The organism is Comamonas testosteroni (genome assembly GCF_030505195.1).
Lineage (GTDB): Bacteria > Pseudomonadota > Gammaproteobacteria > Burkholderiales > Burkholderiaceae_C > Comamonas > Comamonas testosteroni_G.
The window spans coordinates 2,786,116-2,811,225 of sequence record NZ_CP129672.1; the positions used below are offsets into that span (position 1 = coordinate 2,786,116).

Annotated in this window: 32 protein-coding genes; 19 read left to right on the forward strand and 13 right to left on the reverse strand. The window is 60.5% G+C overall.

Features of this window, described 5'->3' with window-relative positions; genetic code table 11:
* Nucleotides 1-22 precede the first annotated feature (22 nt).
* The 4 genes from QYQ99_RS12740 to QYQ99_RS12755 form a co-directional block, all read right to left on the reverse strand.
* Nucleotides 23-937 carry a flagellin gene (locus tag QYQ99_RS12740; RefSeq protein ID WP_302092960.1) on the reverse strand — a complete coding sequence of 305 codons (915 nt, stop codon included), beginning with the start codon at nt 935-937 and terminating at the stop codon, nt 23-25.
* A gap of 138 nt (nt 938-1,075) precedes the next feature.
* The gene (locus QYQ99_RS12745; protein ID WP_302092961.1) at nt 1,076-1,897 is read right to left on the reverse strand and encodes a flagellin; all 822 of its coding nucleotides are present in this window, start codon (nt 1,895-1,897) and stop codon (nt 1,076-1,078) included.
* Between the two features lie 153 nt (nt 1,898-2,050).
* Entirely contained in the window at nt 2,051-2,539 is a 489-nt protein-coding gene (locus QYQ99_RS12750; protein ID WP_302092962.1) for a GNAT family N-acetyltransferase, read from the reverse strand.
* Between the two features lie 82 nt (nt 2,540-2,621).
* On the reverse strand, nt 2,622-3,326 hold the full coding sequence (locus QYQ99_RS12755; RefSeq protein ID WP_302092963.1) for a cytochrome b/b6 domain-containing protein: 705 nt from the start codon (nt 3,324-3,326) through the stop codon (nt 2,622-2,624).
* A 150-nt stretch (nt 3,327-3,476) separates the two neighbouring features.
* Here QYQ99_RS12755 and QYQ99_RS12760 point away from each other — a divergent pair, with 150 nt between their 5' ends.
* Nucleotides 3,477-3,923, forward strand: coding sequence for a c-type cytochrome (locus QYQ99_RS12760; protein ID WP_302092964.1), 447 nt, complete (start codon nt 3,477-3,479; stop codon nt 3,921-3,923).
* Between the two features lie 139 nt (nt 3,924-4,062).
* Here the strand turns inward: QYQ99_RS12760 and QYQ99_RS12765 are convergent, their stop codons facing one another.
* Complete coding sequence (locus tag QYQ99_RS12765) at nt 4,063-4,575, reverse strand: TlpA disulfide reductase family protein (RefSeq protein WP_003081729.1); 513 nt, start codon at nt 4,573-4,575, stop codon at nt 4,063-4,065.
* A 151-nt stretch (nt 4,576-4,726) separates the two neighbouring features.
* Here QYQ99_RS12765 and QYQ99_RS12770 point away from each other — a divergent pair, with 151 nt between their 5' ends.
* The 5 genes from QYQ99_RS12770 (at nt 4,727) to QYQ99_RS12790 (ending at nt 8,287) form a co-directional block, all read left to right on the forward strand.
* Nucleotides 4,727-5,290, forward strand: coding sequence for a hypothetical protein (locus QYQ99_RS12770; RefSeq protein ID WP_302092965.1), 564 nt, complete (start codon nt 4,727-4,729; stop codon nt 5,288-5,290).
* 97 nt (nt 5,291-5,387) lie between these two features.
* Nucleotides 5,388-5,843: a PTS sugar transporter subunit IIA gene (locus QYQ99_RS12775; protein WP_034359049.1), complete on the forward strand. Its 456-nt coding sequence runs from the start codon at nt 5,388-5,390 to the stop codon at nt 5,841-5,843.
* Nucleotides 5,812-6,081, forward strand: coding sequence for an HPr family phosphocarrier protein (locus tag QYQ99_RS12780; protein WP_053284307.1), 270 nt, complete (start codon nt 5,812-5,814; stop codon nt 6,079-6,081). Before QYQ99_RS12775 ends, QYQ99_RS12780 begins: the two co-directional genes overlap by 32 nt.
* A 205-nt stretch (nt 6,082-6,286) precedes the next feature.
* Nucleotides 6,287-8,062: a phosphoenolpyruvate--protein phosphotransferase gene (gene ptsP, locus QYQ99_RS12785; protein ID WP_302092966.1), complete on the forward strand. Its 1,776-nt coding sequence runs from the start codon at nt 6,287-6,289 to the stop codon at nt 8,060-8,062.
* A gap of 42 nt (nt 8,063-8,104) precedes the next feature.
* Nucleotides 8,105-8,287, forward strand: a complete 183-nt coding sequence (locus QYQ99_RS12790; RefSeq protein WP_302092967.1) for a hypothetical protein — start codon at nt 8,105-8,107, stop codon at nt 8,285-8,287.
* Nucleotides 8,288-8,680: 393 nt separating this feature from the next.
* Here QYQ99_RS12790 and lipA read toward each other — a convergent pair whose 3' ends face one another.
* From lipA to QYQ99_RS12805, 3 genes are read right to left on the reverse strand one after another with little or no spacing between them, the layout of a single operon-like run.
* Nucleotides 8,681-9,661, reverse strand: a complete 981-nt coding sequence (gene lipA / locus QYQ99_RS12795) for a lipoyl synthase (protein ID WP_302092968.1) — start codon at nt 9,659-9,661, stop codon at nt 8,681-8,683.
* A 10-nt stretch (nt 9,662-9,671) separates the two neighbouring features.
* On the reverse strand, nt 9,672-10,364 hold the full coding sequence (gene lipB, locus QYQ99_RS12800; RefSeq protein WP_302093166.1) for a lipoyl(octanoyl) transferase LipB: 693 nt from the start codon (nt 10,362-10,364) through the stop codon (nt 9,672-9,674).
* A 38-nt stretch (nt 10,365-10,402) separates the two neighbouring features.
* The gene (locus QYQ99_RS12805; protein WP_003059380.1) at nt 10,403-10,720 is read right to left on the reverse strand and encodes a YbeD family protein; all 318 of its coding nucleotides are present in this window, start codon (nt 10,718-10,720) and stop codon (nt 10,403-10,405) included.
* 377 nt (nt 10,721-11,097) lie between these two features.
* Between QYQ99_RS12805 and QYQ99_RS12810 the strand changes: the two genes are divergently transcribed.
* The 9 genes from QYQ99_RS12810 (at nt 11,098) to QYQ99_RS12850 (ending at nt 18,300) form a co-directional block, all read left to right on the forward strand.
* Complete coding sequence (locus QYQ99_RS12810; protein ID WP_019042020.1) at nt 11,098-11,565, forward strand: ATP synthase subunit I; 468 nt, start codon at nt 11,098-11,100, stop codon at nt 11,563-11,565.
* 13 nt (nt 11,566-11,578) lie between these two features.
* Nucleotides 11,579-12,442 carry a F0F1 ATP synthase subunit A gene (gene atpB, locus QYQ99_RS12815; protein ID WP_302092969.1) on the forward strand — a complete coding sequence of 288 codons (864 nt, stop codon included), beginning with the start codon at nt 11,579-11,581 and terminating at the stop codon, nt 12,440-12,442.
* A gap of 45 nt (nt 12,443-12,487) precedes the next feature.
* Nucleotides 12,488-12,739 carry a F0F1 ATP synthase subunit C gene (gene atpE, locus QYQ99_RS12820; protein WP_003059376.1) on the forward strand — a complete coding sequence of 84 codons (252 nt, stop codon included), beginning with the start codon at nt 12,488-12,490 and terminating at the stop codon, nt 12,737-12,739.
* A 35-nt stretch (nt 12,740-12,774) separates the two neighbouring features.
* Nucleotides 12,775-13,245, forward strand: coding sequence for a F0F1 ATP synthase subunit B (locus QYQ99_RS12825; protein WP_003059375.1), 471 nt, complete (start codon nt 12,775-12,777; stop codon nt 13,243-13,245).
* A 12-nt stretch (nt 13,246-13,257) separates the two neighbouring features.
* Nucleotides 13,258-13,797 carry a F0F1 ATP synthase subunit delta gene (locus QYQ99_RS12830; protein WP_302092970.1) on the forward strand — a complete coding sequence of 180 codons (540 nt, stop codon included), beginning with the start codon at nt 13,258-13,260 and terminating at the stop codon, nt 13,795-13,797.
* A gap of 45 nt (nt 13,798-13,842) precedes the next feature.
* A complete protein-coding gene (atpA, locus tag QYQ99_RS12835; protein ID WP_302092971.1) occupies nt 13,843-15,402 on the forward strand; it encodes a F0F1 ATP synthase subunit alpha in 1,560 nt (519 codons plus the stop codon).
* Between the two features lie 18 nt (nt 15,403-15,420).
* The gene (gene atpG / locus QYQ99_RS12840) at nt 15,421-16,287 is read left to right on the forward strand and encodes a F0F1 ATP synthase subunit gamma (protein ID WP_302092972.1); all 867 of its coding nucleotides are present in this window, start codon (nt 15,421-15,423) and stop codon (nt 16,285-16,287) included.
* A 34-nt stretch (nt 16,288-16,321) separates the two neighbouring features.
* Entirely contained in the window at nt 16,322-17,731 is a 1,410-nt protein-coding gene (gene atpD, locus QYQ99_RS12845) for a F0F1 ATP synthase subunit beta (protein WP_043370619.1), read from the forward strand.
* Nucleotides 17,732-17,883: 152 nt separating this feature from the next.
* Entirely contained in the window at nt 17,884-18,300 is a 417-nt protein-coding gene (locus tag QYQ99_RS12850; RefSeq protein WP_003059364.1) for a F0F1 ATP synthase subunit epsilon, read from the forward strand.
* Between the two features lie 140 nt (nt 18,301-18,440).
* On the opposite strand, the gene QYQ99_RS12855 is transcribed toward QYQ99_RS12850, so the two are convergent.
* Nucleotides 18,441-18,710, reverse strand: a complete 270-nt coding sequence (locus tag QYQ99_RS12855; protein WP_302092973.1) for a hypothetical protein — start codon at nt 18,708-18,710, stop codon at nt 18,441-18,443.
* A 141-nt stretch (nt 18,711-18,851) separates the two neighbouring features.
* Here QYQ99_RS12855 and QYQ99_RS12860 point away from each other — a divergent pair, with 141 nt between their 5' ends.
* The gene (locus QYQ99_RS12860; protein ID WP_302092974.1) at nt 18,852-19,526 is read left to right on the forward strand and encodes a cold shock and DUF1294 domain-containing protein; all 675 of its coding nucleotides are present in this window, start codon (nt 18,852-18,854) and stop codon (nt 19,524-19,526) included.
* 45 nt (nt 19,527-19,571) lie between these two features.
* Here the strand turns inward: QYQ99_RS12860 and QYQ99_RS12865 are convergent, their stop codons facing one another.
* Genes QYQ99_RS12865 through QYQ99_RS12875 form a run of 3 tightly spaced genes read right to left on the reverse strand, consistent with a single transcriptional unit; the run spans nt 19,572 to nt 21,669 of the window.
* Complete coding sequence (locus QYQ99_RS12865; RefSeq protein ID WP_302092975.1) at nt 19,572-20,111, reverse strand: TPM domain-containing protein; 540 nt, start codon at nt 20,109-20,111, stop codon at nt 19,572-19,574.
* A gap of 1 nt (nt 20,112) precedes the next feature.
* Complete coding sequence (locus tag QYQ99_RS12870; RefSeq protein WP_302092976.1) at nt 20,113-21,027, reverse strand: TPM domain-containing protein; 915 nt, start codon at nt 21,025-21,027, stop codon at nt 20,113-20,115.
* Between the two features lie 24 nt (nt 21,028-21,051).
* Nucleotides 21,052-21,669 carry a LemA family protein gene (locus QYQ99_RS12875; protein WP_302092977.1) on the reverse strand — a complete coding sequence of 206 codons (618 nt, stop codon included), beginning with the start codon at nt 21,667-21,669 and terminating at the stop codon, nt 21,052-21,054.
* Nucleotides 21,670-21,784: 115 nt separating this feature from the next.
* On the opposite strand from QYQ99_RS12875, the gene QYQ99_RS12880 reads away from it, so the two are divergent.
* Genes QYQ99_RS12880 through QYQ99_RS12890 form a run of 3 tightly spaced genes read left to right on the forward strand, consistent with a single transcriptional unit; the run spans nt 21,785 to nt 24,095 of the window.
* On the forward strand, nt 21,785-22,540 hold the full coding sequence (locus QYQ99_RS12880; protein WP_302092978.1) for a hypothetical protein: 756 nt from the start codon (nt 21,785-21,787) through the stop codon (nt 22,538-22,540).
* Nucleotides 22,537-23,508, forward strand: coding sequence for a YheT family hydrolase (locus QYQ99_RS12885; protein WP_302092979.1), 972 nt, complete (start codon nt 22,537-22,539; stop codon nt 23,506-23,508). The genes QYQ99_RS12880 and QYQ99_RS12885 overlap by 4 nt, the downstream gene beginning before the upstream one ends.
* A gap of 29 nt (nt 23,509-23,537) precedes the next feature.
* Nucleotides 23,538-24,095 carry a DUF2946 family protein gene (locus QYQ99_RS12890; RefSeq protein ID WP_302092980.1) on the forward strand — a complete coding sequence of 186 codons (558 nt, stop codon included), beginning with the start codon at nt 23,538-23,540 and terminating at the stop codon, nt 24,093-24,095.
* Nucleotides 24,096-24,183: 88 nt separating this feature from the next.
* Here QYQ99_RS12890 and QYQ99_RS12895 read toward each other — a convergent pair whose 3' ends face one another.
* Nucleotides 24,184-25,047: a c-type cytochrome gene (locus QYQ99_RS12895; protein ID WP_302092981.1), complete on the reverse strand. Its 864-nt coding sequence runs from the start codon at nt 25,045-25,047 to the stop codon at nt 24,184-24,186.
* Nucleotides 25,048-25,110: the final 63 nt, after the last annotated feature.

The window sequence follows — 25,110 nt, forward strand, 5'->3', positions numbered from 1 at the left end:
CGCCTCACGCTCGGTGCTGCAATTACTGCAGCAGCGAAGCCACCATCTGGCTCATGCTCGAGGACTGCTTGAGCATGGCGGAAGACGCCTGCATCAGCATCTGCTTGTTGGTCATGTTGGCGGTTTCGCTGGCGTAGTCCACGTCCAGGATGCGGCCCTTGGCGGCCTCGGTGTTCTGGATCATATTGCCCAGATTGTTGTAGACATGCTCCAGGCGGTTGGAAGCTGCGCCCAGTCCCGAACGCATCGTTCCGACGGAATTAATAGCAGTCTCGATGTCGGAAATGATAGCGTTGGCATCAGTCAGGGTCTTCACTTCTGTGCCGGCAGCGGGCGCGTTGGCGAATTGTGTGGACACTGCTCCAAGGTCGGCGAGCACGTCGGTAAGTGTGCCGTCTGCAGAAGCAGCGGCGCCACCGAATTTGATAGTCATTGTTTCGGCTGCATCGGCGCCAATTTGGAAGGTTGCGCCGGCTGCAGTACCCAATGTTCCGGCGGCGGTGGCGATGCTCGCTTTACCTGCGACGAACAGGCTTTCACCGCCGAATTTGGTGTTTGCCACGATATTGGCCATTTCTGCGCCCAGAGCATCGAATTCGGCTTGCATGGCATCGCGATCGTTTTGCGTAGCTGTGGCGTTGGCGGACTCGGTGGCAAGATCCTTCATGCGCAGCAGAATGTTGCTGACTTCCGACAGCGAGCCTTCGGCGGTTTGCAGCATGGAGATGCCGTTCTGGGTATTTTTCTGTGCCACGGACATGCCGCGTGCCTGGGCGTTCAGGCGGGTGGCGATCTGCAGGCCTGCTGCATCGTCCATGGCGGAGTTGACACGGTAGCCCGTGCCCAGCTTGGTCATGGAGGAAGACAAGGCCTTGTTGGTCGAGGCCAGGGAGTTTTGCGTGCTCAGGGAAGCGGCGTTGGTGTGCAGGCTCAGCATGGAGTGCTCCTAAAAACAGAGTCGTTGTGACAGACCGAACGCCACTGCGGCGCTCTTGCCTGTCCAAAGCGACGGCTAGGGCAAATTTCTTAAATAAAAAAACCGCCCGAAGGCGGTTTTACACAAGAGTGACGGTGCTTATTGCAGCAGCGAAGCCACCATTTGGCTCATGCTCGACGATTGCTTGAGCATGGCGGACGAAGCCTGCATCAGCATCTGCTTGTTGGTCATGTTGGCGGTTTCGCTGGCGTAGTCCACGTCCAGGATGCGGCCCTTGGCGGCCTCGGTGTTCTGAATCATATTGCCCAGATTGTTGTACACATGTTCCAGACGGTTGGCACCTGCGCCAATAGCAGAGCGCAGCGTGCCCACGGCATTGGAGGCGGTTTCTGCCAGTGTGATGGTGCCGTTCGCAATGGCGCCTGCCTTGAGGGCAGTGATGGCTGTATTCAGTGCTGTCAGGCTGCCTGAAGCGTCAAAGGAATAGGTTTCTGCAGCTGTGGCGCCGATCTGGAATGAGGCGGCGGCCGTGAGTGTGCCCCCGGTGGCCATCAGCGCTTGTCCACCGAACTTAGTGTTGTCCATGATGTTGGTGATTTCGGCACTCAGGGCATCGAATTCGGCCTTCATTGCAGTCTTGTCGTCAGTTGTTGCTGTGGCATTGGAGCCTTCCGTCGCAAGATCCTTCATGCGCAGGATGATGTTGCCAACCTCGGCCAAAGCGCCTTCGGCAGTTTGCAGCATGGAGATGCCGTTCTGGGTATTTTTCTGTGCCACGGACATGCCGCGTGCCTGGGCGTTCAGGCGGGTGGCGATCTGCAGGCCTGCTGCATCGTCCATGGCGGAGTTGACACGGTAGCCCGTGCCCAGCTTGGTCATGGAGGAAGACAAGGCCTTGTTGGTCGAGGCCAGGGAGTTTTGCGTGCTCAGGGAAGCGGCGTTGGTGTGCAGGCTCAGCATGGAGTGCTCCTAAAAACAGAGTCGTTATGACAGACCGAACGCCACCGTGGCGCTCTTGCCTGTACTAAGCGGCTCTGTCACGCCGAAACTTAAATCGAGGTGCAGAAAAAATTGCCGTGTTCTCGAGGCGCTAAAGGCGCGCGATGCGCGGCCTTAGCCGATATCGGCCTTGAGGTAGTGCGACCCTGGCAGCGGGTTGTGATAGTAGGGGGCGATGGATTCAAAGCCCAGCTCGACATAGAGTGCGCGGGCGGCTTCCATGTCGTCGAGCGTGTCCAGCAGCACATGGTCGTAGCCGGCCTGGCGTGCCTGGTCGAGCATCGCCTCTGCCAGTTGGCGCCCCAGGCCAAAGCCACGAAACGCCTTGCGCACGAACAGTCGCTTCATCTCGGCGGCATTGGGATAGTCGGAGTCATCCAGGGGGCGCAGTGCACAGCAGCCTGCAATGCTGCCGTCTACACGAGCCAGCAGAATATGCCCGCGGGGTTCGGCATAGTCGCCGGGAAGCTCGGCGAGTTCGGTTTCGAATCCTTGAAATTCCAGGTCGATGTTCAGGCTGTCCGCATACTCTTGGAAGATCTGACGCACAGCGTCCATCTCCTCGAGTGTGGGCGTCAGCAAGTCCACGGCAGGCTTGTCCACGGCAGCTAGGCAATGATGAAAGAAGGGCCAGTGTAGCGGCAAGCGCGCTGCATGGTTAAAGCGCGGCGGCTGCTGTCAGAACTTAGAAAGCAGCACTTTGGCCAAGTTGCTGAATCCACCAGGACAGGGCGCTTGCCAGCAGTGCCAGCACCACGGCCAGAGCGCGGCGGCCGGCGGTGTCGCGGCTGGCGGGCACTGGCTCTTGCAGCAGCTTGTCACCCGTCACCATGGCGGGCACCAGTTTGTCGCCCTTGATGCTGTACCAGATCAGGGCGAGGACATGCAGCACGACCAGCCCGTAAATGAGGTACTGACCCCAGTGGGCGTGATAGCCCGTGGCCTGGGAAATCAGGTCGCCGGACACAAAGCGGGTCAAGGGGCCGCTGAAGGCAATTTCGTCGTCGCTGATCAGCCCGCTGGCGACTTGCGCTATCAAAACAATGAGCATGGCGAGCACGGACAGTGAGCCCAGCGGGTTGTGGCCGGCGCGATCTTGAGTAGTTGATTTGCCGTGCATATATCGCTGCAGTGCGGCGGGAGAGGGGATGAAGCTGCCAAAGCGCGACCAGTAGCCGCCGACCAAGCCCCAGAAAATACGAAAGACCAGTAGCGCCAGAACCACCTGACCCAGTATCAGATGCCAGTTCATGGCATTGCCACCCATCTTGGCCGTGATGACGAGGGCCACGATGCATGCTGCCAAAAGCCAGTGGAACAGGCGGGTTGGCAGATCCCAGATGCGCACTTTATGCGGGGCTGTAGAAGTGGTGTTGGTGGCTTGCGTCATGGACTCTGTTCGTGGCGTGTCGGTGCAAACATTGTGCCTTGAGGGGTGGGTAAGCCGAGCTGCAGCGGCAGTGCATGCTTTCACTTTCGTCTGCCATACTGGTCAGGCGGCCGCCTGCGGCAGGCTGCGGAACCAAGAAAGGATACCCCGATGAAAGCTTTTTCCACTCTGGCATTCGCTGCTGTGGTTGCCACCGTGGCCCTGCCCGCCTCGGCCCAGTTCGCCAAGGCTGAAGATGCCATCAAATACCGCCAGAGCGCCCTGAGCGTGCTGGGCACGCATTTCGGCCGTCTGGGCGCCATGGCCAACGGCAAGATGCCCTTTGATGCCAAGAGCGCGCAGGAAAGCGCCGAGGTCGTTGCCTTCATGTCCAAGCTGCCCTGGGCCGGTTTCGGCGCCGGCACCGAAGGCGGCAAGACCAAGCCTGAAGTGTGGAAGGAGCAGGCCAAGTTCCATGACCTGTCGGGCAAGATGGAAGCCGAAGTCGTCAAGCTCAACGCTGCCGCCAAGACCGGTAATCTGGACAATCTCAAGACGGCTTTCGGCCCGGCAGCCAATAGCTGCAAGAGCTGCCACGACAGCTTCCGCAATAAGTAAGCCAAGACTGTCCTGCATCAAGCAGACGTAAAAAAACCGGCATTGCCGGTTTTTTTACGAGCGCCTTGCGCTTTCTGCTGGCTGATTTCAGTGTGATTTCATCTTGAGATCGTTTGGCAGCGTGCGCAGTTGAATGAGATCAAGCGTTCGCCGGCTCGGCCAGCAGCTTCTCGATCAGCTTGTGCAGCTGCTCAAAGTCGGGGGCGCCGATATAGCTCTTCACGATCTCGCCGCGCTTGTTGACGATGAAGGTGGTGGGGGTGAGTTGCACATCGCCCCAGGCCTTGGCCACGTTGCCGGTGTTGTCCAGCGCGACCTGGAAGGGCAGCTTGCGCGATTCGACAAAGTTCACGACATAGCTGGGCGGGTCGTAGCTCATGGCCACGGCCAGGGTGTCAAAGCCCTTGCCCTGGTACTTCTGGTAGGTGCTGATGATCTCGGGCATCTCTGCCACACAGGTGGTGCAGCTGGTGGCCCAGAAGTTCACCAGCGTCACCTTGCCCTTGAGGTCTGCGGTGGTTTTCTGGCTGCCGTCCAGCAGCACAAAGGTGGATTGCGGCGCCGCAGTCTGCCCTGCGCCCGAATACACCCAGGCCCCGACGCCGATGACGGCGGCCGCCACAATGCCTGCGATCCAATGTTTGCTTGCCATAGAGATTGATTGTGCACAAATCTTCAGCACCTTGCTGATCTGTGGTTTGGTGTGCCAAACACGCCGAAAGTTCAGTTCTTACTGCCTGACCCACGGGTCAACCCTAGGCTTGCGTGACAGGCCGGGCCCATGCCGCTGCCGATAATGGGTCATGAAGAAAACCGGACTCTGGGCTGCGACGGTGCTGGTCTGCTGCGCGCTGCTGGTCGCCTGCAGCCCGGCGCTGAATTGGCGCACCATCCAGCTCAAGGGTGCGCCGCTGCAAGCGCTGCTGCCCTGCGATGCGCAGACGGCCAGCCGCCCTGTCGAGCTGGGCCTGGGCCAGGTGCCGCTGTCGGTGGTGGGCTGCGAGGCCCAGGGCGCGACCTATGCGGTATCGCATTTCGCCGTGGCCGAACCCGCCCGCGCGGCCGAGGCTCTGACGTTCTGGCAGCAGGCGGTGCTGGCGCAGCTGAAGTCGGCAGGCGGCGTCGCGACAAGGCTCGATGCCAAGGGGGACGGTCCGTGGGTGCCCAAGGGCACGTTGAATCTGCCGCAGTCCTTGCGCATGACCTTCGAGAGGCTTGGCCCCCGGGGGCAGAAGGTGGTGGGGCATGGCCTGTGGTTTGCTCGCCTGGAGGGCAGCGGCGCCAGGGTCTATCACGCCGTGATTTACGCCGACAAGCTCAGGTCTGCCGAGGCCGAGATGTTTTTTTCGGGCCTGCAGTTGCAATAAGCCCGCATCCAGATCATGACCCTTGCGCTTCCTCCACCTCATTGCCCTTGTTGAAGGCGGCAACAGGCCATAATTTGCTATCAAGAACTGTGACTACATGACCACGCGCATTCTTTTGCTCACTCACGCTCCTCTGGCCGCTGCATTGCGCGAATGCGCCCTGCATGTGTTTGCCGATAGCGCTGACGACTTGCTGGCCCTGGATGTGCCTTCTGAAGAGGCGCCCGAGGCCACGCTGGAGCGCGCCCTGGCCATGCTGGTGGCACATGGCGGACTGGATGCGCCGACCCTGGTGCTGACCGATCTGTTTGGCGCCACCCCATGCAATGTGGCCCAGCGTCTCACGGGACTGTTGCAGGCCAGGCTGGTGGCGGGTGTGAACCTGCCCATGCTGTTGCGCTCCATCGGCTATCGGCATGAGCCGCTGGATGCCCTGGTTTCGCGGGCCATGGTGGGCGGCAGCCAGGGGGTGATGCAGGTAGCCGGCAGTTCCCGACAAAATCAAAGCGCACGACCTTCCAATGATCAAGACCAATATCACCATCAGCAATAAATTGGGCCTGCATGCCCGTGCATCGGCCAAGCTCACCAAGCTGGCCGGAAGCTTCCCCTGCGAGGTCTGGCTGACCAAGGGCGAGCGCCGCGTCAATGCCAAGAGCATCATGGGCGTGATGATGCTGGCGGCGGGCATAGGATCCGCGCTGGAGCTGGAAACCGATGGCGCGCAGGAGCAGGAAGCTACGGATGCGCTGGTGGCCCTGATCAACGACAAGTTTGGCGAAGGCCAGTAGAAACTGCTTCACCTGCGCCGCGGCTTGACCGCGAGCAGGTGGCGGCTCGACGGTTAGCTCTTTTGATAGCAGGCAAGATCTTGCTGTCAATGAAGTAGAGCGCTTTTGATGCTGTAGTGCAGCGATAGTTGGCGCTGACTGCTGCAAAAACAAGAGCAAGAAGCAAGCAAAAAGCAATCGCGAAATTCGCGAAGGGGCATTCGCTATGACATTTGCCATCCACGGCCTGGCCGTCTCCCGGGGGATTGCCATCGGGCGCGCGGTCGTTGTGGCCTCCAGTCGCATGGAGGTGGTGCATTACTTCATCCGGCCCGATCAGGTGGAGTCGGAGATCCAGCGTGCCCGCACGGCACGCAATGCGGTGATTGACGAGCTGCGCCGGCTTCAGGAGGAAATGCCCAAGGATGCGCCCGGAGAGCTGGATGCGCTGCTTGATGTGCATCTGATGCTGCTGCAGGACCAGGCACTGGCCGAGGCCATCCGAAACTGGATCTCGGAGCGGCTGTACAACGCCGAATGGGCGCTGACCACGCAGCTGGAAATCGTCTCGCGCCAGTTCGACGAGATGGACGACGAGTACCTGCGCGAGCGCAAGGCCGATCTGGAGCAGGTTGTGGAGCGCATTTTGCGCCACATGAAGGGCGCGGCCAGTCCGATTGCGCAGGTTGCGCCCCCGTTGGCACCGGCTGGCGCCACGCTCGTCGCGGATGGACAGCAGCTGCCACTGGATGTCACCACGGAAACCCCGCTGGTGCTGGTGGCACAAGATCTGTCGCCAGCGGACATGCTGCAGTTCAAGAGCAAGGTCTTTGCGGGCTTCATCACTGCCGTGGGCGGCAAGACCAGCCACACGGCCATCGTCGCACGCAGCATGGACATTCCGGCCGTGGTGGGTGCGCGGGCCGCAAGCCAGCTGATTCGCCAGGATGACTGGGTCATCATCGACGGCAACGAGGGCGTGGTCATCGTGGACCCCACGCCCATCATCCTGGCGGAGTACAGCTTTCGCCAGCGCCAGACCGAACTGGAGCGCGAGCGTCTGACCCGTCTGCGCTACACCCCCTCCCTCACCATGGATGGGCAGAAGGTGGAGCTGCTGGCCAATATCGAGCAGCCCAGCGACGGAGCTGCTGCCGTGCGTGCTGGCGCAGTCGGGGTGGGGCTGTTCCGTACCGAGTTTCTGTTCATGGGGCGCAGCGGCAATCTGCCCGGGGAAGAGGAGCAGTACCGCGCCTATCGCGAGGCCATCGACGGCATGCAAGGCATGCCGGTCACCATCCGCACGCTGGATGTGGGGGCCGACAAGCCGCTGGACAAGGCTCAGCCCAAGGACTACTACCTCAACCCCGCGCTGGGCCTGCGTGCCATACGCTGGAGTCTGGCCGACCCCGTCATGTTCCGCACCCAGCTGCGCGCCATTTTGCGCGCCGCAGCGCATGGGCAGATCAAGCTGCTGTTTCCCATGCTGGCCCATCGCAGCGAGATCGAGCAGACCCTGGCCCAGTTGCGCCAGGCGCAGCATGAGCTCGATGTGCGCGGCATCGCCTACGGGCCGGTCAAGCTGGGTGCCATGATCGAGATCCCGGCGGCCGCCCTGACGGTGCGCAGCTTTCTCCAATATTTCGACTTTCTGTCCATCGGCACCAACGACCTGATCCAGTACACGCTGGCCATCGACCGTGCCGACGAAACCGTGGCCCATCTCTACGACCCCATGCATCCTGCCGTGCTGCGGCTGGTGGCCGAGGTCATCGCCGCAGCCAATGCGGCAGGCAAGGAAGTCTGCGTTTGCGGCGAAATGGCGGGCGATCTGAGCATGACCCGGCTGCTTTTGGGCCTGGGCCTGCGCAGCTTTTCCATGCACCCTGCGCAGATTCTGGCCGTCAAGCAGGAGGTGCTGCGTTCGGACTGCAGCAAGCTTGCACCCTGGGCCAGCGAGGTGCTGGTCAGCGAATGCCCGGCGCAGATGCTGGCACCCTGAAGAAGCCAGGGAACGACCTCAAGGCAGGCAGAAAAGGGATGGATGAATTACGCCAATTCGCAGGAAATCGCCCGTGCGCTTGAGCCGGTGCTGGGAGATGCAGCGCTTGCGCAGCAACTGGCAGCGCACGCCAGGCCGGCTGTGGCTACAGGTGCCAACGGTTGCGAAATGGCTGTAAAACAGGTGCTTACAGATTTCTTTTTGTCGGAAGTGAGAATTAATTGATATTGATTCTCATTTAATGTTAATATCCGCCCCAGCTTGCAGCGCAGGACTCTGGTGGGGTATCAAGTGCTGCATTGCTCAGTTTCATCGTGGGGCGACTCGTCGGGCCTGTTCAGCCTGCAGTCGTTTTTGCCAGCCAGCGGTTTGCCGGTTAGCCAGGCGTTTTTTCGATGCAAACAGTGAGTTATTCAAAATTCATAGCTTTTAGCGCATGATCTGCAATGATCCTGCTATGAAATTACCTTGTAATCGTTGCAGGAAAAGCGCATCAAGCTCCTTATTCAGGAGCTTTATTTTTGGGCAAATCCTGGAGCGTGCAGCACTGCTTGTTGCGTGTGGCCATGAAAAAAGCAGCCCGTGGGCTGCTTTTGGGGGGAGCATTTTCTTCGGTGCTCAGACGCCTGCGGCATGCGCCTGCTGATCGGCGTGGTAGCTGGAGCGCACCATGGCGCCGACAGCGGCGTGGGTGAAGCCCATCTTGTAGGCCTCTTGCTCGAACATCTTGAAGGTGTCGGGGTGCACATAGCGGCGCACGGGCAGGTGGCTGTTGGTGGGGGCCAGGTACTGGCCGATGGTCAGCATGTCGATGTTGTGGGCGCGCATGTCGCGCATCACCTGCAGGATTTCCTCGTCCGTCTCGCCCAGGCCCACCATGATGCCGCTCTTGGTCGGCACATCGGGGTGCAGTTCCTTGAACTTCTTGAGCAGGTTCAGGCTGAACTGATAGTCGGAGCCGGGGCGCGCTTCCTTGTACAGGCGCGGCGCGGTTTCCAGGTTGTGGTTCATCACATCGGGCGGGGCCGACTTGAGGATCTCCAGCGCGCGGTCGTCACGGCCGCGGAAGTCGGGCACCAGGATTTCGATCTGCGTCTCGGGCGAGAGTTCGCGGATGTTCTTGATGCACCCCACAAAGTGGCCCGAGCCGCCGTCGCGCAGGTCGTCGCGGTCCACACTGGTGATCACCACGTACTTCAGGCGCAGCGCGGCAATGGTGCGTGCCAGGTTCAGCGGCTCGTTCACGTCCAGCGGATCGGGGCGGCCATGGCCCACGTCGCAGAAGGGGCAGCGGCGCGTGCACTTGTCGCCCATGATCATGAAGGTGGCCGTGCCCTTGCCAAAGCACTCGCCAATATTCGGGCAACTGGCTTCTTCGCAGACCGTGTGCAAGTTGTTCTTGCGCAGAATGTCCTTGATCTCATAAAAGCGTGTGCTGGGGCTGCCGGCCTTGACGCGAATCCACTCGGGCTTCTTCAGGACTTCGGCCTGCTCCACCTTCACGGGGATGCGCGCCAGCTTGGCTGCAGCCTTCTGCTTGGCCAGCGGGTTGTAGTTTTCGGCGGACTGCGCTTCGCGCACGACTTCATTGGTGCTCATGATCTTGCCTTCAGGGTGAGAGACGCGCCTTCAGCTGGCGGCCCAGCACGGATGCGGCCTCGTCCCAGGTTGTCTGTACGCCGATTGTAGAAAGGTCCACCGTCCTCAGCCCTGCGTATCCGCAAGGGTTGATTCGCAAATAAGGTTCCAAATCCATATCGACATTGAGGGCCACTCCGTGGTAGGTGCTGTGGCGGCTGACCTTGATGCCCAGGGCGGCAATCTTGCCCAGACCCTCGAAATGCGGCTCGGGCGCCGGGCTACCCGCTTCGCGGTGCTGAGGGCGCTGCTCCAGCATGGCATGGCTGCGCGGGTCGTCCAGGCGCACATAGATGCCGGGCGCGCCTGCCACGCGGTGGCCGGTAACGCCGAAATGATCCAGCGTGCGGATCACTGCATCTTCCAGCCGGTACACATACTCTTTGACGAAGTAGCCCATGCGCTGCAGATCCAGCAGCGGATAGGCCACCACCTGACCGGGGCCGTGATAGGTCACCTGGCCGCCGCGATTGGTGGCGACCACGGGAATATCGCCGGGGTTCAGAACATTTTCGGTCTTGCCAGCCAGCCCCTGGGTGAAATGCGGTGAGTGCTCACAAATCCAGAGTTCGTCACGCGTGCTCGCGTTGCGGGTGCGCGTGAACTCCTGCATCGCGACCACCGCAGCTTCATAGCCGGTGCGCCCGAGAAAGCGCAGGTCCATGGGTTCAGGGGGCAAGGCAGAAGCAATCGGGCTGTCGCTCACAGCACGACCTTCACCAGGGGGTGAGAGGTCAGTGCGCGGTAGGTATCGTCCAGCTGCTCGCGGCTGGTGGCCGTGATGGTGATGGTCACGCCCAGGTAGTTGCCGCCGGAGCTGGGGCGCAGCTCCACCGTGCTGGCGTCAAAGCTGGGGTCGAATTTTTCGGCGATCTTGGTGATTTCATGCACCAGATGTTCATTCTTGACACCCATGACCTTGATGGGAAACTGGCTCGGATACTCGATCAGCGAATCCTTGCGCGGGTCTTCTTGCTGACCGTTCTCGTTGGCGGCAGAGGTGTTGGGCGTGTCGCTCATGAAGAATCCTTGGCTGAAATGAAAAATTGCCGTTGGTGAAACAGCCTGTCAATGAGTAAGAAAGATTGTGCGCCACACCGCGCAGCCATGCGTGCGTGGGCCTAATCGATGGATGGCCAGAGCCTGCAAACCTTCAAAGCCCCTGGGGGCAGGCAGGCAATTCAGGGCAATCAGGTTTTTCAATTGAGGCACACTCGCGCCGCACCAAAGCAGCGGGCGGCAAATGTTGTCACTCGGCGACAACCCTCGGGTCTTGTCAAAGACGTTTTGCGCATGACAGTATCAACCCCTATCTAACGACGGGGGTTTTTACTTATAATCAGAGGCTTTGTAAAAAGTCTTGTCTGGTCAGCGGTGTGAAAGAAAACATGACAAACATGCCCGCTGATTTTCAGGATGAGGACGAAGTCGAAGACTTCAAGCCCCTGACTGCACAAGAAGCCTCTGCATGGCGTTCGCGCTTTCCGCAGGTTTCGGTCTGGCGCATCGTCATGGTTCAGACGCTGGTAGGCGTTATCGTGGCTTTGCTGTCGTGGTTGATCACGGGGCGTGCAGCCGCAGGCTGGTCGGCAGCGTATGGAGCGCTGGCGGTCGTGTTGCCCGCGGCGCTGTTTGCAAGAGGCGTGGTTCGTCAGCGGCCGGGAGGTGCCGGTGGCGCCATGGCAGGGATTTTCGGTTGGGAGCTGGTGAAGCTGGTGCTGTGCATTGCCATGTTGGCGGCGGCACCCAAGCTGGTACCTGACCTGAGCTGGCTGGCGCTGCTGGTTGGCTTGATTGTTGTGATGAAAACGTATTGGGTTGCGCTTCTGGTGCGATCCAGTGTCCAAAAACCGATTGATATTTGAGAGAAGTTGACCGATGGCCGCAGAAGCGCACGCACCAACTGCAAGTGAATACATCGTTCACCACTTGCAACACCTCCAGAACATCAAGCAGAAGTCCATCATCGACTTCTCCGTGTTCAATCTGGATTCGATTGCCGTGAGTGTGACTCTGGGCGCTTTGTGCCTGTTCGTCCTCTGGCTGGCTGCCCGCAAGGCGACTTCCGGCGTTCCCGGCCGCTTCCAGGCCGCCGTGGAAATGCTGGTCGAGATGGTGGACAACCAGGCCAAGGCCAATATTCACAACGCTCAATCTCGCAAGTTCATCGCTCCTCTGGCTCTGACCGTGTTCGTCTGGATCTTCGCGATGAACGCCATGGACATGCTGCCTGTGGATCTGTTGCCCGTGCTGTGGCAGACCGCTCAGGGCGACTCTCACGCCTACCTGCGTGTCGTGCCTACCGCCGACCTGTCCACCACTCTGGGTCTGTCGACCGGCGTGCTGGTGCTGTGCCTGATCTACAGCGTGAAGATCAAGGGCCTGGGCGGCTGGGCTCACGAACTGGTGACCGCTCCGTTCGGTACCTCGAAGAATCCCGTGTTTGCTGTGATCCTGGGTGTTGTGAACCTGGCCATGCAAATCATTGAATACGTTGCCAAGACGGTTTCGCACGGTATGCGACTGTTCGGCAATATGTACGCTGGTGAGTTGGTGTTCTGTCTGATCGCCTTGATGGGCGGTGCGGCTGCCATGTCGCTTTCCGGTGTGTTGCTCCCCGTGGGGCACATCATTGCAGGTTCGATCTGGGCGATCTTCCACATCCTGATCATTACCCTGCAAGCCTTCATTTTCATGATGCTGACGCTGATTTACCTCGGCCAAGCACATGAAGCTCACTGAAATCCTTTCTTTCACTCAACCTTTCTTTAATCCCTAGGAGTCATCATGGAAAACGTTCTCGGTCTCGTCGCTCTGGCTTGTGGTCTGATTGTTGGTCTGGGCGCTATCGGCGCTTCGATCGGTATCGCTCTGATGGGTGGCAAGTTCCTGGAATCCTCGGCACGTCAGCCTGAGCTGATCAACGAACTGCAAACCAAGATGTTCATCTTGGCTGGTCTGATCGACGCCGCCTTCCTGATCGGTGTGGCTATCGCTCTGCTGTTCGCCTTCGCCAACCCCTTCCAACTGGTTGCCTAAGCTCCGTTCAACGCCCTAAATAGAAAGGTGTTGCCGTGAGTATTAACGCGACCCTGTTCGTTCAGCTTGGTGTTTTCCTGGTTCTGGCGCTGTTCACGATGAAGTTCGTGTGGCCCCCGATCGCGAAGGCACTGGATGAGCGAGCCCAGAAAATCGCCGATGGCCTCGCTGCTGCCGACAAGGCTAAGACCGAACTGACCGCTGTCAACAAGCGCGTCGAGCAGGAATTGGCCCAGACGCGCAACGAAACAGCTTCGCGGCTTGCGGACGCCGAACGCCGCGCCCAGGCCATCATTGAAGAAGCCAAGGCTCGTGCGACAGAAGAAGGCAACAAGATTGTTGCTGCTGCCCGCGCTGAAGCTGACCAGCAAGCCATTGCTGCCCGTGAAGCCCTGCGTGAGCAAGTGGCAGCGCTGGCCGTCAAGGGTGCCGAGCAGATCCTGAAGAAGGAAGTCAATGCCGGTATCCACGCTGATCTGCTGAACCGTCTGAAGACAGAGCTGTAAGGAAAGCAAAAAATGGCAGAACTCGCCACCATTGCCCGCCCTTACGCCGAAGCATTGTTCAAAGCCTGTGCCGACAAGGGCGCAGACTTGAACAGCACTGTCGCTTGGGTGGAGGAATTGGCGGCGATTGCCGCCAACCCGCAATTGCGCCAACTGGCCGACAACCCGAACGTGAGCGACGCGCAAGTGTTCGATCTCGTCACGGGTGTGGCCAAGTCGGCATTGCCCGAGTCCGCACGCAACTTCCTGCATGTGGTCCTCGAAAACGGCCGTCTGGACGTGCTGCCTGAAGTGGCAGCCCAGTTCCGCAGCCTCGTGAACAGCAAGAGCGGCTCCTCGGATGCCGTGGTGTACAGCGCTTTCCCGATTGAGGATGCAGCGCTGGCCGAGCTTGGCGCCACGCTGCAAAAGCGCTTTGGCCGCAAGCTGAATCTCACCGTGAAGCTCGATGAATCGCTGATCGGTGGCGTTCGCGTCGTGGTGGGCGACGAGGTGCTGGACACCTCCGTCAAGGCCCGTCTGGAACAAATGAAAGCGGCCCTCACCGCGTAATGCGCTTGAGGTCTCGGCTAACACACAAGAAAGAAGGAAAGAGTCATGCAACTCAATCCCGCAGAAATTTCTGAACTGATCAAGAGCCGCATCGAAGGGCTGGCTGCTAGCACTGACGTCCGTAACCAAGGCACCGTGGTGTCGGTGACTGACGGTATCGTGCGCGTGCACGGCCTGTCGGACGTGATGGCTGGCGAAATGCTGGAATTCCCCGCAGGCGCCGACGGTCAACCCACTTACGGTCTGGCTCTGAATCTGGAGCGCGACTCCGTGGGCGCCGTGATTCTGGGTGCTTACGAGCACATCGCAGAAGGCAACACCGTCAAGTGCACCGGCCGTATTCTGGAAGTGCCCGTGGGCCCCGAGCTGGTCGGCCGCGTGGTGAACGCCCTGGGTCAGCCTATCGACGGCAAGGGCCCCATCAACGCCAAGATGACGGACGTGATCGAGAAGGTCGCTCCTGGCGTGATCGCACGTCAATCCGTGGATCAGCCTCTGCAGACCGGTATCAAGTCCATCGACTCCATGGTGCCCGTGGGCCGTGGTCAGCGTGAACTGATCATTGGTGACCGTCAGACTGGTAAGACGGCTGTCGCTATCGACGCCATCATCAACCAGAAGGGCCAGGGCGTTACCTGCATCTACGTCGCTATTGGTCAGAAGGCATCTTCGATCAAGAACGTGGTGCGCTCTCTGGAGCAAGCCGGCGCGATGGACTACACCATCGTCGTTGCTGCTACCGCTTCCGAATCGGCAGCCATGCAGTACGTGTCGGCCTACTCCGGCTGCACGATGGGCGAATATTTCCGCGATCGCGGTGAAGACGCTCTGATCGTTTATGACGATCTGTCCAAGCAGGCTGTGGCCTACCGTCAGGTTTCGCTGCTGCTGCGCCGTCCTCCCGGACGTGAAGCTTTCCCCGGCGACGTGTTCTATCTCCACAGCCGTCTGCTGGAGCGTGCCGCTCGCGTGAACGCCGACTACGTCGAAGCCTTCACCAAGGGCGAAGTCAAGGGCAAGACCGGTTCTCTGACCGCTCTGCCTATCATCGAAACACAAGCTGGCGACGTGTCCGCTTTCGTTCCCACGAACGTGATTTCGATTACTGACGGCCAGATCTTCCTGGAAACCAGCCTGTTCAACGCCGGTATCCGTCCCGCTATCAACGCCGGTATCTCTGTGTCCCGCGTGGGTGGTTCCGCTCAGACCAAGGTGGTGAAGGGCCTGTCCGGCGGTATCCGTACCGACTTGGCTCAGTACCGTGAACTGGCTGCCTTCGCGCAGTTCGCTTCCGATCTGGACGAGGCAACCCGCAAGCAGCTGGACCGCGGTGCCCGCGTGACCGAACTGCTCAAGCAGGCTCAGTACTCTCCTCTGTCGACCGCTCTGATGGCTTCTTCGCTGTTCGCAGTGAACAAGGGCTTCATGGACGACATCGAAGTCAAGCAAGTGCTGCCCTTCGAATCTGGTCTGCACCAGTTCCTGAAGACCAGCCACGGCGCTTTGCTGGACCGTCTGAACGAAAAGCGTGCTTTCGACAAGGAAGGCAAGGACGAAGCTGAACTGACTGCAGCCATTACTGCATTCAAGAAGTCCTTCGCTTAATACCGGCGAGGAGTCATCATGGCAGCAGGTAAGGAAATACGCGGCAAGATCAAATCGGTGGAAAACACCAAGAAGATCACCAAAGCCATGGAAATGGTGGCTGCATCCAAAATGCGCAAGGCGCAGGAGCGGATGCTGGCTGCCCGTCCATACAGCGAAAAAATCCGCAACATTGCAGCCCATCTTGGCGAAGCCAACCCTGAATATGTGCATCCGTTCATGCAAGTGAGCGATGCCAAGAAGGTCGGCGTCATCGTGGTGACGACCGACAAGGGTTTGTGCGGCGGCATGAACACCAACGTGTTGCGTGTCGTCACCAACAAGTTGCGCGAACAGCAGGATGCGGGCATTGCGACAGAAGCGGTGGCCATTGGCGGCAAGGGACTGGGTTTTCTGAACCGTGTCGGTGCCAAGGTGGTCTCTCACGCTACAGGCTTGGGCGACACGCCTCACCTCGACAAGCTCATCGGGCCTGTCAAGGTGTTGCTGGACCAATATGCTGAAGGCAAGCTGGGCGCGGTGTACCTTGCGTACACCAAGTTCATCAACACCATGAAGCAAGAGTCGGTGGTGGAGCAACTGCTCCCCCTGTCGTCCGAAAAATTGCAAGCCGAGAAGACGGGTGCATCCTGGGAATACATCTACGAGCCTGACGCTCAGAGCGTCATCGACGAACTGCTGGTTCGTTACGTGGAGTCCCTCGTGTACCAGGCAGTTGCGGAAAACATGGCGTCCGAGCAATCGGCGCGCATGGTGGCCATGAAGGCCGCTACCGACAACGCCGGCAACGTCATCAGCGAGTTGAAGCTGGTCTACAACAAGACGCGTCAGGCAGCGATTACGACCGAGTTGTCGGAAATCGTGGCAGGCGCAGCCGCTGTGTAAACGGCTTTAACGAACAAACAGATTGGAGCAAAAAATGGCTCAAGTACAAGGCAAGATTGTTCAATGTATCGGCGCCGTGGTGGACGTGGAGTTTGCCCACGGCCAGGTGCCCAAGGTGTATGACGCCTTGAAGCTGGAAGGTACGGCCCTGACCCTGGAAGTTCAGCAACAGCTGGGCGACGGCGTGGTGCGTACCATTGCCCTGGGTTCTTCCGACGGCCTCAAGCGTGGTCTGATGGTCACCAACACCGGCAACCCCATCACCGTGCCCGTGGGCAAGGCGACGCTGGGTCGTATCATGGACGTGCTGGGCAACCCCATCGACGAGCGCGGCGATGTGGACCAGACGCTGACAGCCCCCATCCACCGCAAGGCTCCTGCTTACGACGAACTGTCGCCTTCGCAGGAACTGCTGGAAACCGGCATCAAGGTGATTGACCTGATCTCTCCTTTCGCCAAGGGCGGCAAGGTGGGTCTGTTCGGTGGCGCCGGTGTGGGCAAGACCGTGAACATGATGGAACTCATCAACAACATCGCCAAGGGCCACGGTGGTCTGTCGGTGTTTGCCGGTGTGGGTGAACGTACCCGTGAAGGCAATGACTTCTATCACGAAATGTCGGATGCCGGCGTTGTGAACCAGGCCAACCTGAACGAATCCAAGGTTGCCATGGTTTACGGTCAGATGAACGAGCCTCCAGGAAACCGTCTGCGCGTTGCGCTGACCGGTCTGACCATGGCCGAAGCCTTCCGTGACGAAGGCAAGGACGTGCTGTTCTTCGTGGACAACATCTACCGCTACACACTGGCCGGTACCGAAGTGTCCGCTCTGCTGGGCCGTATGCCTTCCGCCGTGGGCTACCAGCCTACCCTGGCTGAAGAAATGGGTAAGCTGCAAGAGCGTATTACCTCCACCAAGGTGGGCTCGATCACTTCCATCCAGGCCGTTTACGTGCCGGCCGATGACTTGACCGACCCCTCGCCCGCGACCACTTTTGCTCACTTGGACTCCACCGTGGTGCTGTCCCGTGACATCGCTTCGCTGGGTATCTACCCCGCCGTGGACCCACTGGACTCCACCAGCCGTCAGCTGGACCCCCAAGTGGTTGGCGAAGAGCACTACAAGGTGGCTCGCCAAGTGCAGGGCACACTGCAGCGCTACAAGGAACTGCGCGACATCATCGCGATTCTGGGTATGGACGAGCTGGCTCCCGAAGACAAGCTGGTCGTGTCCCGCGCTCGTAAGATGCAGCGTTTCCTGTCGCAGCCTTTCCATGTGGCTGAAGTGTTCACCGGTGCTCCCGGCAAGTACGTTCCCCTGTCTGAAACCATCCGTGGCTTCAAGATGATCGTGAATGGCGAAGCCGACCACCTGCCCGAACAGGCTTTCTACATGGTTGGTACCATCGACGAAGCCTTCGAGAAGGCCAAGAAGCTGGCAGCCTAACGGACTTTCACCCCCTGAGCGGCTAACGCCGCTTCCCCCTCTCTCTTCGGGAGGGGGACGACGCCCTCGCTGCGGGGCGGCCCTTGCTCGGCGTCTATGGCTTAGGGTGTGCAAGTTTCAGGACCAGTTTTAACCTTTTCCAAGGAGCAAAGATGAACACCATCCACGTTGATGTGGTCAGTGCCGAAGAGTCCATCTTCTCCGGTGAAGCGCGCTTTGTCGCCTTGCCCGGCGAAGCGGGCGAGCTGGGCATTTATCCCCGCCACACACCGCTGATCACCCGCATCAAGCCGGGTTCGGTGCGCATCGAAATGCCTGATGGCAGCGAAGAGTTCGTCTTCGTGGCCGGTGGCATTTTGGAAGTGCAACCCAACTGCGTGACCGTGCTGTCCGACACCGCCATCCGCGGCAAGGATCTGGACGATGAAAAGGCGCAAAAGGCGAAGGCTGCCGCTGAGGAAGCCCTGAAGAACGCCAAGGGCGAGCTGGATATTGCTCGTGCACAGTCCGAGCTGGCCGTCATGGCAGCTCAGATTGCCGCTCTGCGCAAGTACCGCCAGAAGCGTTGATGTCTGGTGCCCTGGAGCACCTGCATCAGCCAAGAAAAGCCACCGCATGCGGTGGCTTTTTCATGCCTGTTAACTCCTGAGGTTCAGGCTCATCGTGCGGCAAGGCCCGAAATACCCGATGTTTCGGAGTGCTGCAGGGCTTAGCTGTTGCAGGCGGCCTGATAGCCGTAGACCACGGAATTGTCCTTGGGGTCCACATGGCGTGATTTGCGCACCACGGCCTTGCTGGGGTCTTCGCAGAGAGCGCGAATCTGGGCTTCGCACTTCTTGGGGTCATCTTCCTTGAGCTTGCAGCTCAGTGCGTAGTCGTATTCAGCCGGTGCTTGGGCGCCTATGGGGCTGATGGAGGAGCAGGCGCTCAGTGCCAGGGCAGAGCTGATGACGGCCAGAGAGAACAGAGATTTCTGCATGCTTGAGTGCTTTCTTAAGAAAATACGGCTGCCCCAAAACTAACACAGCCATGCGGGGGAAAAGGTTTTTTCTGGACGGGACCCGCCTGCTTTTTGCATCACCGGGCCTGTTCGCGGTGTCAAAAACAACAAAGGATCTAGATGCGCTACAGCGGTACCTTGACGCAATGGAATGGCGAGCGTGGCTTCGGCTGGATAGAGGCCGATGGCGGTGGCGAGCGCCTGTTTGTCCATATCAGTGCTTTTGAGCCGCGCCCGCCCGCAGAGCAGCGTCCCCAGCCCGGCCTGCGTCTGGAGTTTGCCGTCGGTATGGAGCAGGGCAGAAAGCGCGCGCTTCAGGTTGCATGGCGCGCTGGCGGTTCGGTGCCTCATGCCCGCTCGTCTCCGGTGCGGCGCAACAGCCCGTCTGTAGGGCGTTTGCAGTCCTCGCGTACGCCGCCTCAGGGCTGGCATGCCTCCAGCGGCTTCAGCTATGGGGTGTTGCTGGTTTGGCTGCTGCTGATGCTGGCCGCCGCCGTCATCTGGGGCGTACCGCGCATCTTCTGGCTGGTCTATGCGGGCCTGAGCATGCTGACCTTCATGGCCTACTGGCAGGACAAATGGGCCGCCCAGAAGGGGCAGTGGCGCACACCGGAAAAAACGCTGCAGACCATGGCGCTGGCCGGAGGCTGGCCCGGTGCCCTGCTGGCCCAGCAGTGGCTGCGCCACAAAAGCAGCAAGACCAGCTTTCAGCTGCAGTTCTGGCTCATGGTCCTGATCAATGTGGTTGCAGTGCTCTGGCTGTGTTCGCCGTATGGGCGGCATGTGCTGGCCTGAGGCTTGTGAGGTTCTGCAGCCGGCGGATGCGGCTGCACAACCGTATCAGCGGCTGCGGCCCGGCAGATGCCTTTGGATCACGGGCGCATCGGGCAGGTTGCGCTGCGTGTTGGCCGCGGATTTGCGCGGGAAATGCGCCTGCAGTTGCCGGTTGACGCGCTCCAATGCCGATACCAGGCCCACACTGAAATGCCCGCCCTTGAAGGCGGACTGCATATCGCTGATCAACGTTTGCCATTGCTCGGCGCTCATGGTGCGGTCCAGGGCGCGGTCGGCCACGATTTCTATGGCGTGGTCGGCCAGCAGCAGGTAGATGAGGGCACCGTTATTGTGCTCCGTGTCCCAGACATGGAGTTTGGCGAACTGCGAGAGCGCACGCTGGCGGGCCGTGGCATCGCGCCAGATATAGCTCCAGGGCAGGCCGGCCTCGACGCAGATGCGGACTTGGCCGGTGTGGCCCAGCTCGCTTTTGGCAATCAGCAGTTCCAGCTCCTTGAGCGTGGCAGGCGGCAAGGCCTTGCGCAGATGCTGTTCGGCCCAGCGGTGCCGCACCAGGCGTGCCAGGCGTTGGAAGATATTGCTCATTTCACCAATCCCCCGAGGCGCCACCGCCACCAAAGCTGCCGCCGCCACCGGAGCTGAAACCGCCTCCACTGCCGCTGCTCCATCCGCCGCCCCCGCCAGTGCTGATATACGGTCCGCCCCCGCCACGCGAGAGATTGGAGAGCAGGGTGAAGATCAGGCCCAGAAATCCTGCCACGCCCGCAATCAACAGGCTGGTGGTGACCACATAGGCAGCCACCCCGGCAATGCCGCCAATGAGCAGCGAACCCAGCACGCGGCCAAAGATGGCGCGGGCGATGGCAATCCCGATCGGAAAACCGAAGAACAGTAGTGGCAGCAGAAAGTCCAGCTGGTCAGCCCAGGACTTGCCGGACTTGCGCGGCTGGGACGGCGGTGAGGGCAGTTTCTCGCCATGAATCAGCAGGCTCATCTGCTCGATGGCGGCAGACAGTCCACCCGCATAGTCGTCGGCGCCAAAGCGCGGCTTCATGGCTCCGTCGATGATGCGTGCAGCCTGGATGTCGGGAATGGCGCCTTCCAGCTTGCGCGCCACTTCGATACGCATGCGCCTGTCGTTCTTGGCCACGACGATGACAGAGCCATCGCCTATGTCCTTGCGTCCCAGCTTCCAGCTGCTGGCCACACGCCAGGCATAGGCGGCGATGTCTTCCGGGGCCGTGGTGGCAACCATGAGCACGGCGACCTGGGCGCCGGTCTCATCCTCCAGCTTCTTGAGCTGCTCGCTCAGCGATTGCAGATCGCCGGGGCTCAGCGTGCCGGTCTGGTCGATGATGCGCGCAGTGAGCTCCGGCACAGGTTGCAGCTGCGTGCCTGCAGCACCTTGCGCCCAGACTGGCAGCGCAGCAAGCAGTGCCAGCCATGCAAAAACAATAGCTACAAGCGCTTTATGTATAAGAGCTTGAGGTGTTTGGTGCATGGTTTTTGAAGCGGAAGCCCGCCATTACTTGTTGCCAGCAGGCGCTGCAGGCGTTGAGAAGTCCACGGCCGGTGGCTGGGAAATCTGGGCCTCGTTCTGCACCGTGAAGGTCGGCTTGACCTGGTAGCTGAATACCTTGGCCGTGATATTGGTGGGGAAGCTGCGCGCCAGCACGTTGTAGGCCTGTACGGTGCCTATGTATTCGTTGCGCGCCACGGTGATGCGATTTTCCGTGCCCTCCAGCGTCACGCGCAGATCGCGGAACGCCTGATTTGCCTTGAGCTCGGGATAGCGTTCCGCCACCACCATCAGGCGCGAGAGTGCGCTGGAAATCTCGCCCTGTGCTTGCTGGAACTTGTTGAAGGCTTCGGGGTTGTTGATCAGCTCGGGAGTGGCCTGAATCGAGGTGGCCTTGGCGCGTGCTTCGATCACCTTGGTCAACGTCTCCTGCTCGAAGTTGGCCTCGCCCTTGACTGTGGCGACGATGTTCGGAATCAGGTCCGACCGGCGCTGGTACTGATTCAGCACTTCGCTCCAGGCCGCCTTGGATTTTTCATCCAGGCGCTGAAAGTCGTTGTAGCCGCAGCCCGTGAGGGAGAGCATGGAGGCGGCGGTTGCGATTGCCAGAAGCCAGCGTTTCATGGGTGTTTCCATTCACGAAATTGAGACGGAAACCATAGCATAAGGGCTTAGCAGGGAAGTGTGAACGCGGGGCTTGTCGTCCTGTCAGCTGCCTAGCGGCGATAGCATTGCAATCATGTCCACTGTTTCTCCACTTGATGCCCTGCGTGGCGCACAGCGTCCCGGCCCGAAAACTGCGGTCTTGCCGCGCCTGTTGCTGGCCGGGGCCACGGGGCCGCTGGGTAACGAGGTGCTCAGCCGAGTGGTTGGCGCGCAGAACTATGGGCTGGTCCAGGTGCTGGCGCGCGAGCCCTACGTCCAGGGCCTGCGTGGCATGGAGTTGCTGACGCAGCAGGATGGCGATGTGCAGCAATGGCCTGTGCAGCATGCCGATGTGGGCCTCATCATGTTCGAGCCACCGCGCCCCTATTACCAGCGCGAGCGAGCCTTGTGGACGCCTCGGCCGGATCAGCTGCAAGCGGTGGCGCAGTGGATGCGGCGCTGTGGTGTGCACACGCTCGCTGTGGTACTGCCTCACGATATGGGCAGCCTGCCCCAGGCGCTGAAGCAGGGGCTGGCCAATCTCAATGAGCAAGGCGTGGCCGCGCTGGGCTTCGAACGGCTGATTGTTGTGCGCTCGGCCAGAGAAGCTCGGAAAATAAATGACGGCCATTGGCTGCAGCGCACGGCAAAGACCATGCTTTCGGCGCTCAGCTATATGCTGCCGCAGACGGAGCGTCCTGTGTGCGCCATGCATGTGGCCCGCCTGGTGGAGGCTGCCTTGCTCAAGGCACCGCCGGGAATTCATGTGGCTCCGCCTGAACTGGTCTGGCGGTCGGCGCAGAAAGACGCTCTGGGGGCAGAGCTGCAGAGCTGGCTGGGTCCCTCATGAATTTCGAACAATTTCGTGCACCTTGGTGGCAACCCGGAGGTCATGTCCAGACCATCTGGGCTGCACTCTATGCGAAGGGCGGGGTGTTTCCTGCGTGGCGGCGCGAGCGCTGGGATACGCCTGATGGCGACTTCATCGATGTTGATTTTTCAAGTCATCCGGCAGGTGCAAACGCTCCCACTCTGGTGCTGTTTCACGGCCTGGAAGGCTCGTCCTCAAGTCACTACGCCAAGGCCCTGGCACAGGTCTGCGCGCAGCGCGGCTGGCATCTGGCCGTGCCGCATTTTCGCGGCTGCAGCGGTGAGCCCAACCGCCTGCTGCGCGCCTACCACTCCGGCGATGCGGACGAGGTGGACTGGATTTTGCGACGGCTACAGCAAGGCGCGAGCGGCGAATTGCTGGCAATGGGGGTATCGTTGGGCGGCAATGCCCTTGCGCGCTGGGCCGGGCTGCAGCAGCAGGCGGCTGCAGAGCTCGTCAAGGGCGCGGCAGTGATCTGTGCGCCGCTGGATCTGGTGGCCGGAGGCGTCAATCTGGGCCAGGGGCTCAATCGCTGGATCTACACCCCCGTCTTCCTGCGTACCCTGGTGCCCAAGGCACTGGCCAAATGGCAGCAGGCGCCGGGCCTGTTCGATAGGCAGCGGCTGCAGCGTGCGCGAACCCTGCATGACTTTGACGATGTGTTCACGGCCCCGGTTCATGGCTTCAGGGATGCCGATGATTACTGGCGCAGGGCATCGGCCAAGCCCCTGCTCAAGCAAGTGGCCGTGCCCTTGTTGCTGCTCAATGCGCGCAACGATCCGTTTGTGCCGGTGCACAGCCTGCCCACGCCCGATGAGGTGAGCGCAGCCGTGCAGCTATGGCAGCCGCCGCATGGAGGGCATGTAGGCTTTGCCAGCGGTGCATGGCCTGCCCATGTGCAGGCCATGCCACTGGCCGTGACCGAATGGCTGGAACAGTGGCTTTGAGCGACCACGCAATGATCAGGAGATAAGTGATGGATGACATCGTGAAGCAGGCCATGGCGAAATGGCCCAATGTGCCGGCCTGCAGCGGCTGGCTGGGGCTGGATGCACGCGGCCAGTGGTGGCTCAGGGACGAGCAGGCCCAGGCCTGCGGGGCGTTTGCGAGCGGGCAGCCCGGTGCCAGGGGCAGTCTGCTGCGCCATGAAAAGCTGGCCGAATTCATCGGTCGCAACTATCTGGCCGAGTCCGACGGCCGCTGGTATTTTCAGAACGGCCCGCAACGCGTGTATGTGGAACTGGAGAGCGCGCCATGGATATGGCGTCTGCGAGGCACAGAGCATGGTGTGCAGTTGCGCAGTCATACGGGCCAGGAACTGGCTGCCGAACAGGTGCAGCAGGTGCTGCTCGATGAGCAGGGGCGGCTTTTCCTGGCTTTGCCGCAGGGCCTGGGCATGGTGCACAGCCTGGACATGCTGGATGCCGCGAATGCGCTGGAGGGCGGCGTGCTGCCTGAGGTGCAGGAGGTCGACAGCGCTTCGCTGCCATTGAAGTTTGGTTTTGTGCCTAGCCCGAAAGCTGATCAAGTCTGATGGCTGCCTTTACTGGTGTACAGAAGGCTTCTGGTGAAAAATAACAAAACCGGCCAAAGGCCGGTTTTTGCGGGGGACAGAGCAGGGCTTACTTGGCTGCATCCACCATGTACTGAATGGCGGCCTTGAAGTCTGCGTCCGAAGCGGTGGAGCCGCCTTTGGGAGGCATGGCCCCGACACCTTGGGTGGCCTTCTGCACCATATCGTCCATGCCCTTGGCAATGAAAGGCGCCCAGGCAGCCTTGTCGCCAAACTTGGGCGCCCCGGCGACACCACTGGCGTGGCAGGCCATACAGGTGGTGTTGTAGATGTTCTTGCCCACATCGGAGGCCGCGGCAGCTGCCGGAGCCGCGGCGGGCGTGGGTACTGCCTCGGTGGTTGCAACAGCGGCTGCAGGTGCAGCGGCGACAGGGGCCGCAGGTGCTGCTGCGGGGGCATCACCAGCTGCTGCGCCGGCAGCAGGCTGGGGCTCGGGGAAGTTGGCGCCGGCAGCATTGGCCATATAGACCACGCCACGGGCAATTTCCGTGTCATTGAACTCGCCGCCACCCTGGGCCGCCATTGCACCCTTGCCGGTCAGGGCAGAGTGCACCAGCGTTTCCAGGCTCTGCTTGATGCGCGGGCCCCAGGCTGTCGCATCCTGGAATTTGGGTGCGCCGGCTACGCCGGTTTCATGGCAGGCTGCGCATTGCGACTTGAAGACTTCCGCGCCACCGCGCAGAGGGCGGTTGGCATCACGAATTTCCACCGTTCCCACTTTTTGTAGACGCATGGCCTTGGCCATTTCGGCATTGGCCGTACCTGCGCCCGTGGTGTCGGACGAAGTCACGAACTTGACCAGACCGATGATGACGAAGATGGGAACCACAAACGAGAAGAAGACAGCAAGCAACAACTGCTTGGGTTTTTTAATGGGGCCTGTATGGGCTTCTTCGTGGTGTTGCTCGCTCATGAAGTCCTCTGAGATCGTGGGATGGGAATTAACAAACCATTATAGAAGTGAGGGTTAAGAACA

Coding starts and splice junctions, on each gene's coding strand:
- QYQ99_RS12740 (WP_302092960.1), bottom strand. CDS start 937: ATGCTGAGCCTGCACACCAACGCCGCTTCCCTGAGCACGCAAAACTCC.
- QYQ99_RS12745 (WP_302092961.1), bottom strand. CDS start 1,897: ATGCTGAGCCTGCACACCAACGCCGCTTCCCTGAGCACGCAAAACTCC.
- QYQ99_RS12755 (WP_302092963.1), bottom strand. CDS start 3,326: ATGACGCAAGCCACCAACACCACTTCTACAGCCCCGCATAAAGTGCGC.
- QYQ99_RS12760 (WP_302092964.1), top strand. CDS start 3,477: ATGAAAGCTTTTTCCACTCTGGCATTCGCTGCTGTGGTTGCCACCGTG.
- QYQ99_RS12765 (WP_003081729.1), bottom strand. CDS start 4,575: ATGGCAAGCAAACATTGGATCGCAGGCATTGTGGCGGCCGCCGTCATC.
- QYQ99_RS12770 (WP_302092965.1), top strand. CDS start 4,727: ATGAAGAAAACCGGACTCTGGGCTGCGACGGTGCTGGTCTGCTGCGCG.
- QYQ99_RS12775 (WP_034359049.1), top strand. CDS start 5,388: ATGACCACGCGCATTCTTTTGCTCACTCACGCTCCTCTGGCCGCTGCA.
- QYQ99_RS12780 (WP_053284307.1), top strand. CDS start 5,812: ATGATCAAGACCAATATCACCATCAGCAATAAATTGGGCCTGCATGCC.
- ptsP (WP_302092966.1), top strand. CDS start 6,287: ATGACATTTGCCATCCACGGCCTGGCCGTCTCCCGGGGGATTGCCATC.
- QYQ99_RS12790 (WP_302092967.1), top strand. CDS start 8,105: ATGAATTACGCCAATTCGCAGGAAATCGCCCGTGCGCTTGAGCCGGTG.
- lipA (WP_302092968.1), bottom strand. CDS start 9,661: ATGAGCACCAATGAAGTCGTGCGCGAAGCGCAGTCCGCCGAAAACTAC.
- lipB (WP_302093166.1), bottom strand. CDS start 10,364: ATGGACCTGCGCTTTCTCGGGCGCACCGGCTATGAAGCTGCGGTGGTC.
- QYQ99_RS12805 (WP_003059380.1), bottom strand. CDS start 10,720: ATGAGCGACACGCCCAACACCTCTGCCGCCAACGAGAACGGTCAGCAA.
- QYQ99_RS12810 (WP_019042020.1), top strand. CDS start 11,098: ATGCCCGCTGATTTTCAGGATGAGGACGAAGTCGAAGACTTCAAGCCC.
- atpB (WP_302092969.1), top strand. CDS start 11,579: ATGGCCGCAGAAGCGCACGCACCAACTGCAAGTGAATACATCGTTCAC.
- atpE (WP_003059376.1), top strand. CDS start 12,488: ATGGAAAACGTTCTCGGTCTCGTCGCTCTGGCTTGTGGTCTGATTGTT.
- QYQ99_RS12830 (WP_302092970.1), top strand. CDS start 13,258: ATGGCAGAACTCGCCACCATTGCCCGCCCTTACGCCGAAGCATTGTTC.
- atpA (WP_302092971.1), top strand. CDS start 13,843: ATGCAACTCAATCCCGCAGAAATTTCTGAACTGATCAAGAGCCGCATC.
- atpG (WP_302092972.1), top strand. CDS start 15,421: ATGGCAGCAGGTAAGGAAATACGCGGCAAGATCAAATCGGTGGAAAAC.
- atpD (WP_043370619.1), top strand. CDS start 16,322: ATGGCTCAAGTACAAGGCAAGATTGTTCAATGTATCGGCGCCGTGGTG.
- QYQ99_RS12850 (WP_003059364.1), top strand. CDS start 17,884: ATGAACACCATCCACGTTGATGTGGTCAGTGCCGAAGAGTCCATCTTC.
- QYQ99_RS12855 (WP_302092973.1), bottom strand. CDS start 18,710: ATGCAGAAATCTCTGTTCTCTCTGGCCGTCATCAGCTCTGCCCTGGCA.
- QYQ99_RS12860 (WP_302092974.1), top strand. CDS start 18,852: ATGCGCTACAGCGGTACCTTGACGCAATGGAATGGCGAGCGTGGCTTC.
- QYQ99_RS12865 (WP_302092975.1), bottom strand. CDS start 20,111: ATGAGCAATATCTTCCAACGCCTGGCACGCCTGGTGCGGCACCGCTGG.
- QYQ99_RS12870 (WP_302092976.1), bottom strand. CDS start 21,027: ATGCACCAAACACCTCAAGCTCTTATACATAAAGCGCTTGTAGCTATT.
- QYQ99_RS12875 (WP_302092977.1), bottom strand. CDS start 21,669: ATGAAACGCTGGCTTCTGGCAATCGCAACCGCCGCCTCCATGCTCTCC.
- QYQ99_RS12880 (WP_302092978.1), top strand. CDS start 21,785: ATGTCCACTGTTTCTCCACTTGATGCCCTGCGTGGCGCACAGCGTCCC.
- QYQ99_RS12885 (WP_302092979.1), top strand. CDS start 22,537: ATGAATTTCGAACAATTTCGTGCACCTTGGTGGCAACCCGGAGGTCAT.
- QYQ99_RS12890 (WP_302092980.1), top strand. CDS start 23,538: ATGGATGACATCGTGAAGCAGGCCATGGCGAAATGGCCCAATGTGCCG.
- QYQ99_RS12895 (WP_302092981.1), bottom strand. CDS start 25,047: ATGAGCGAGCAACACCACGAAGAAGCCCATACAGGCCCCATTAAAAAA.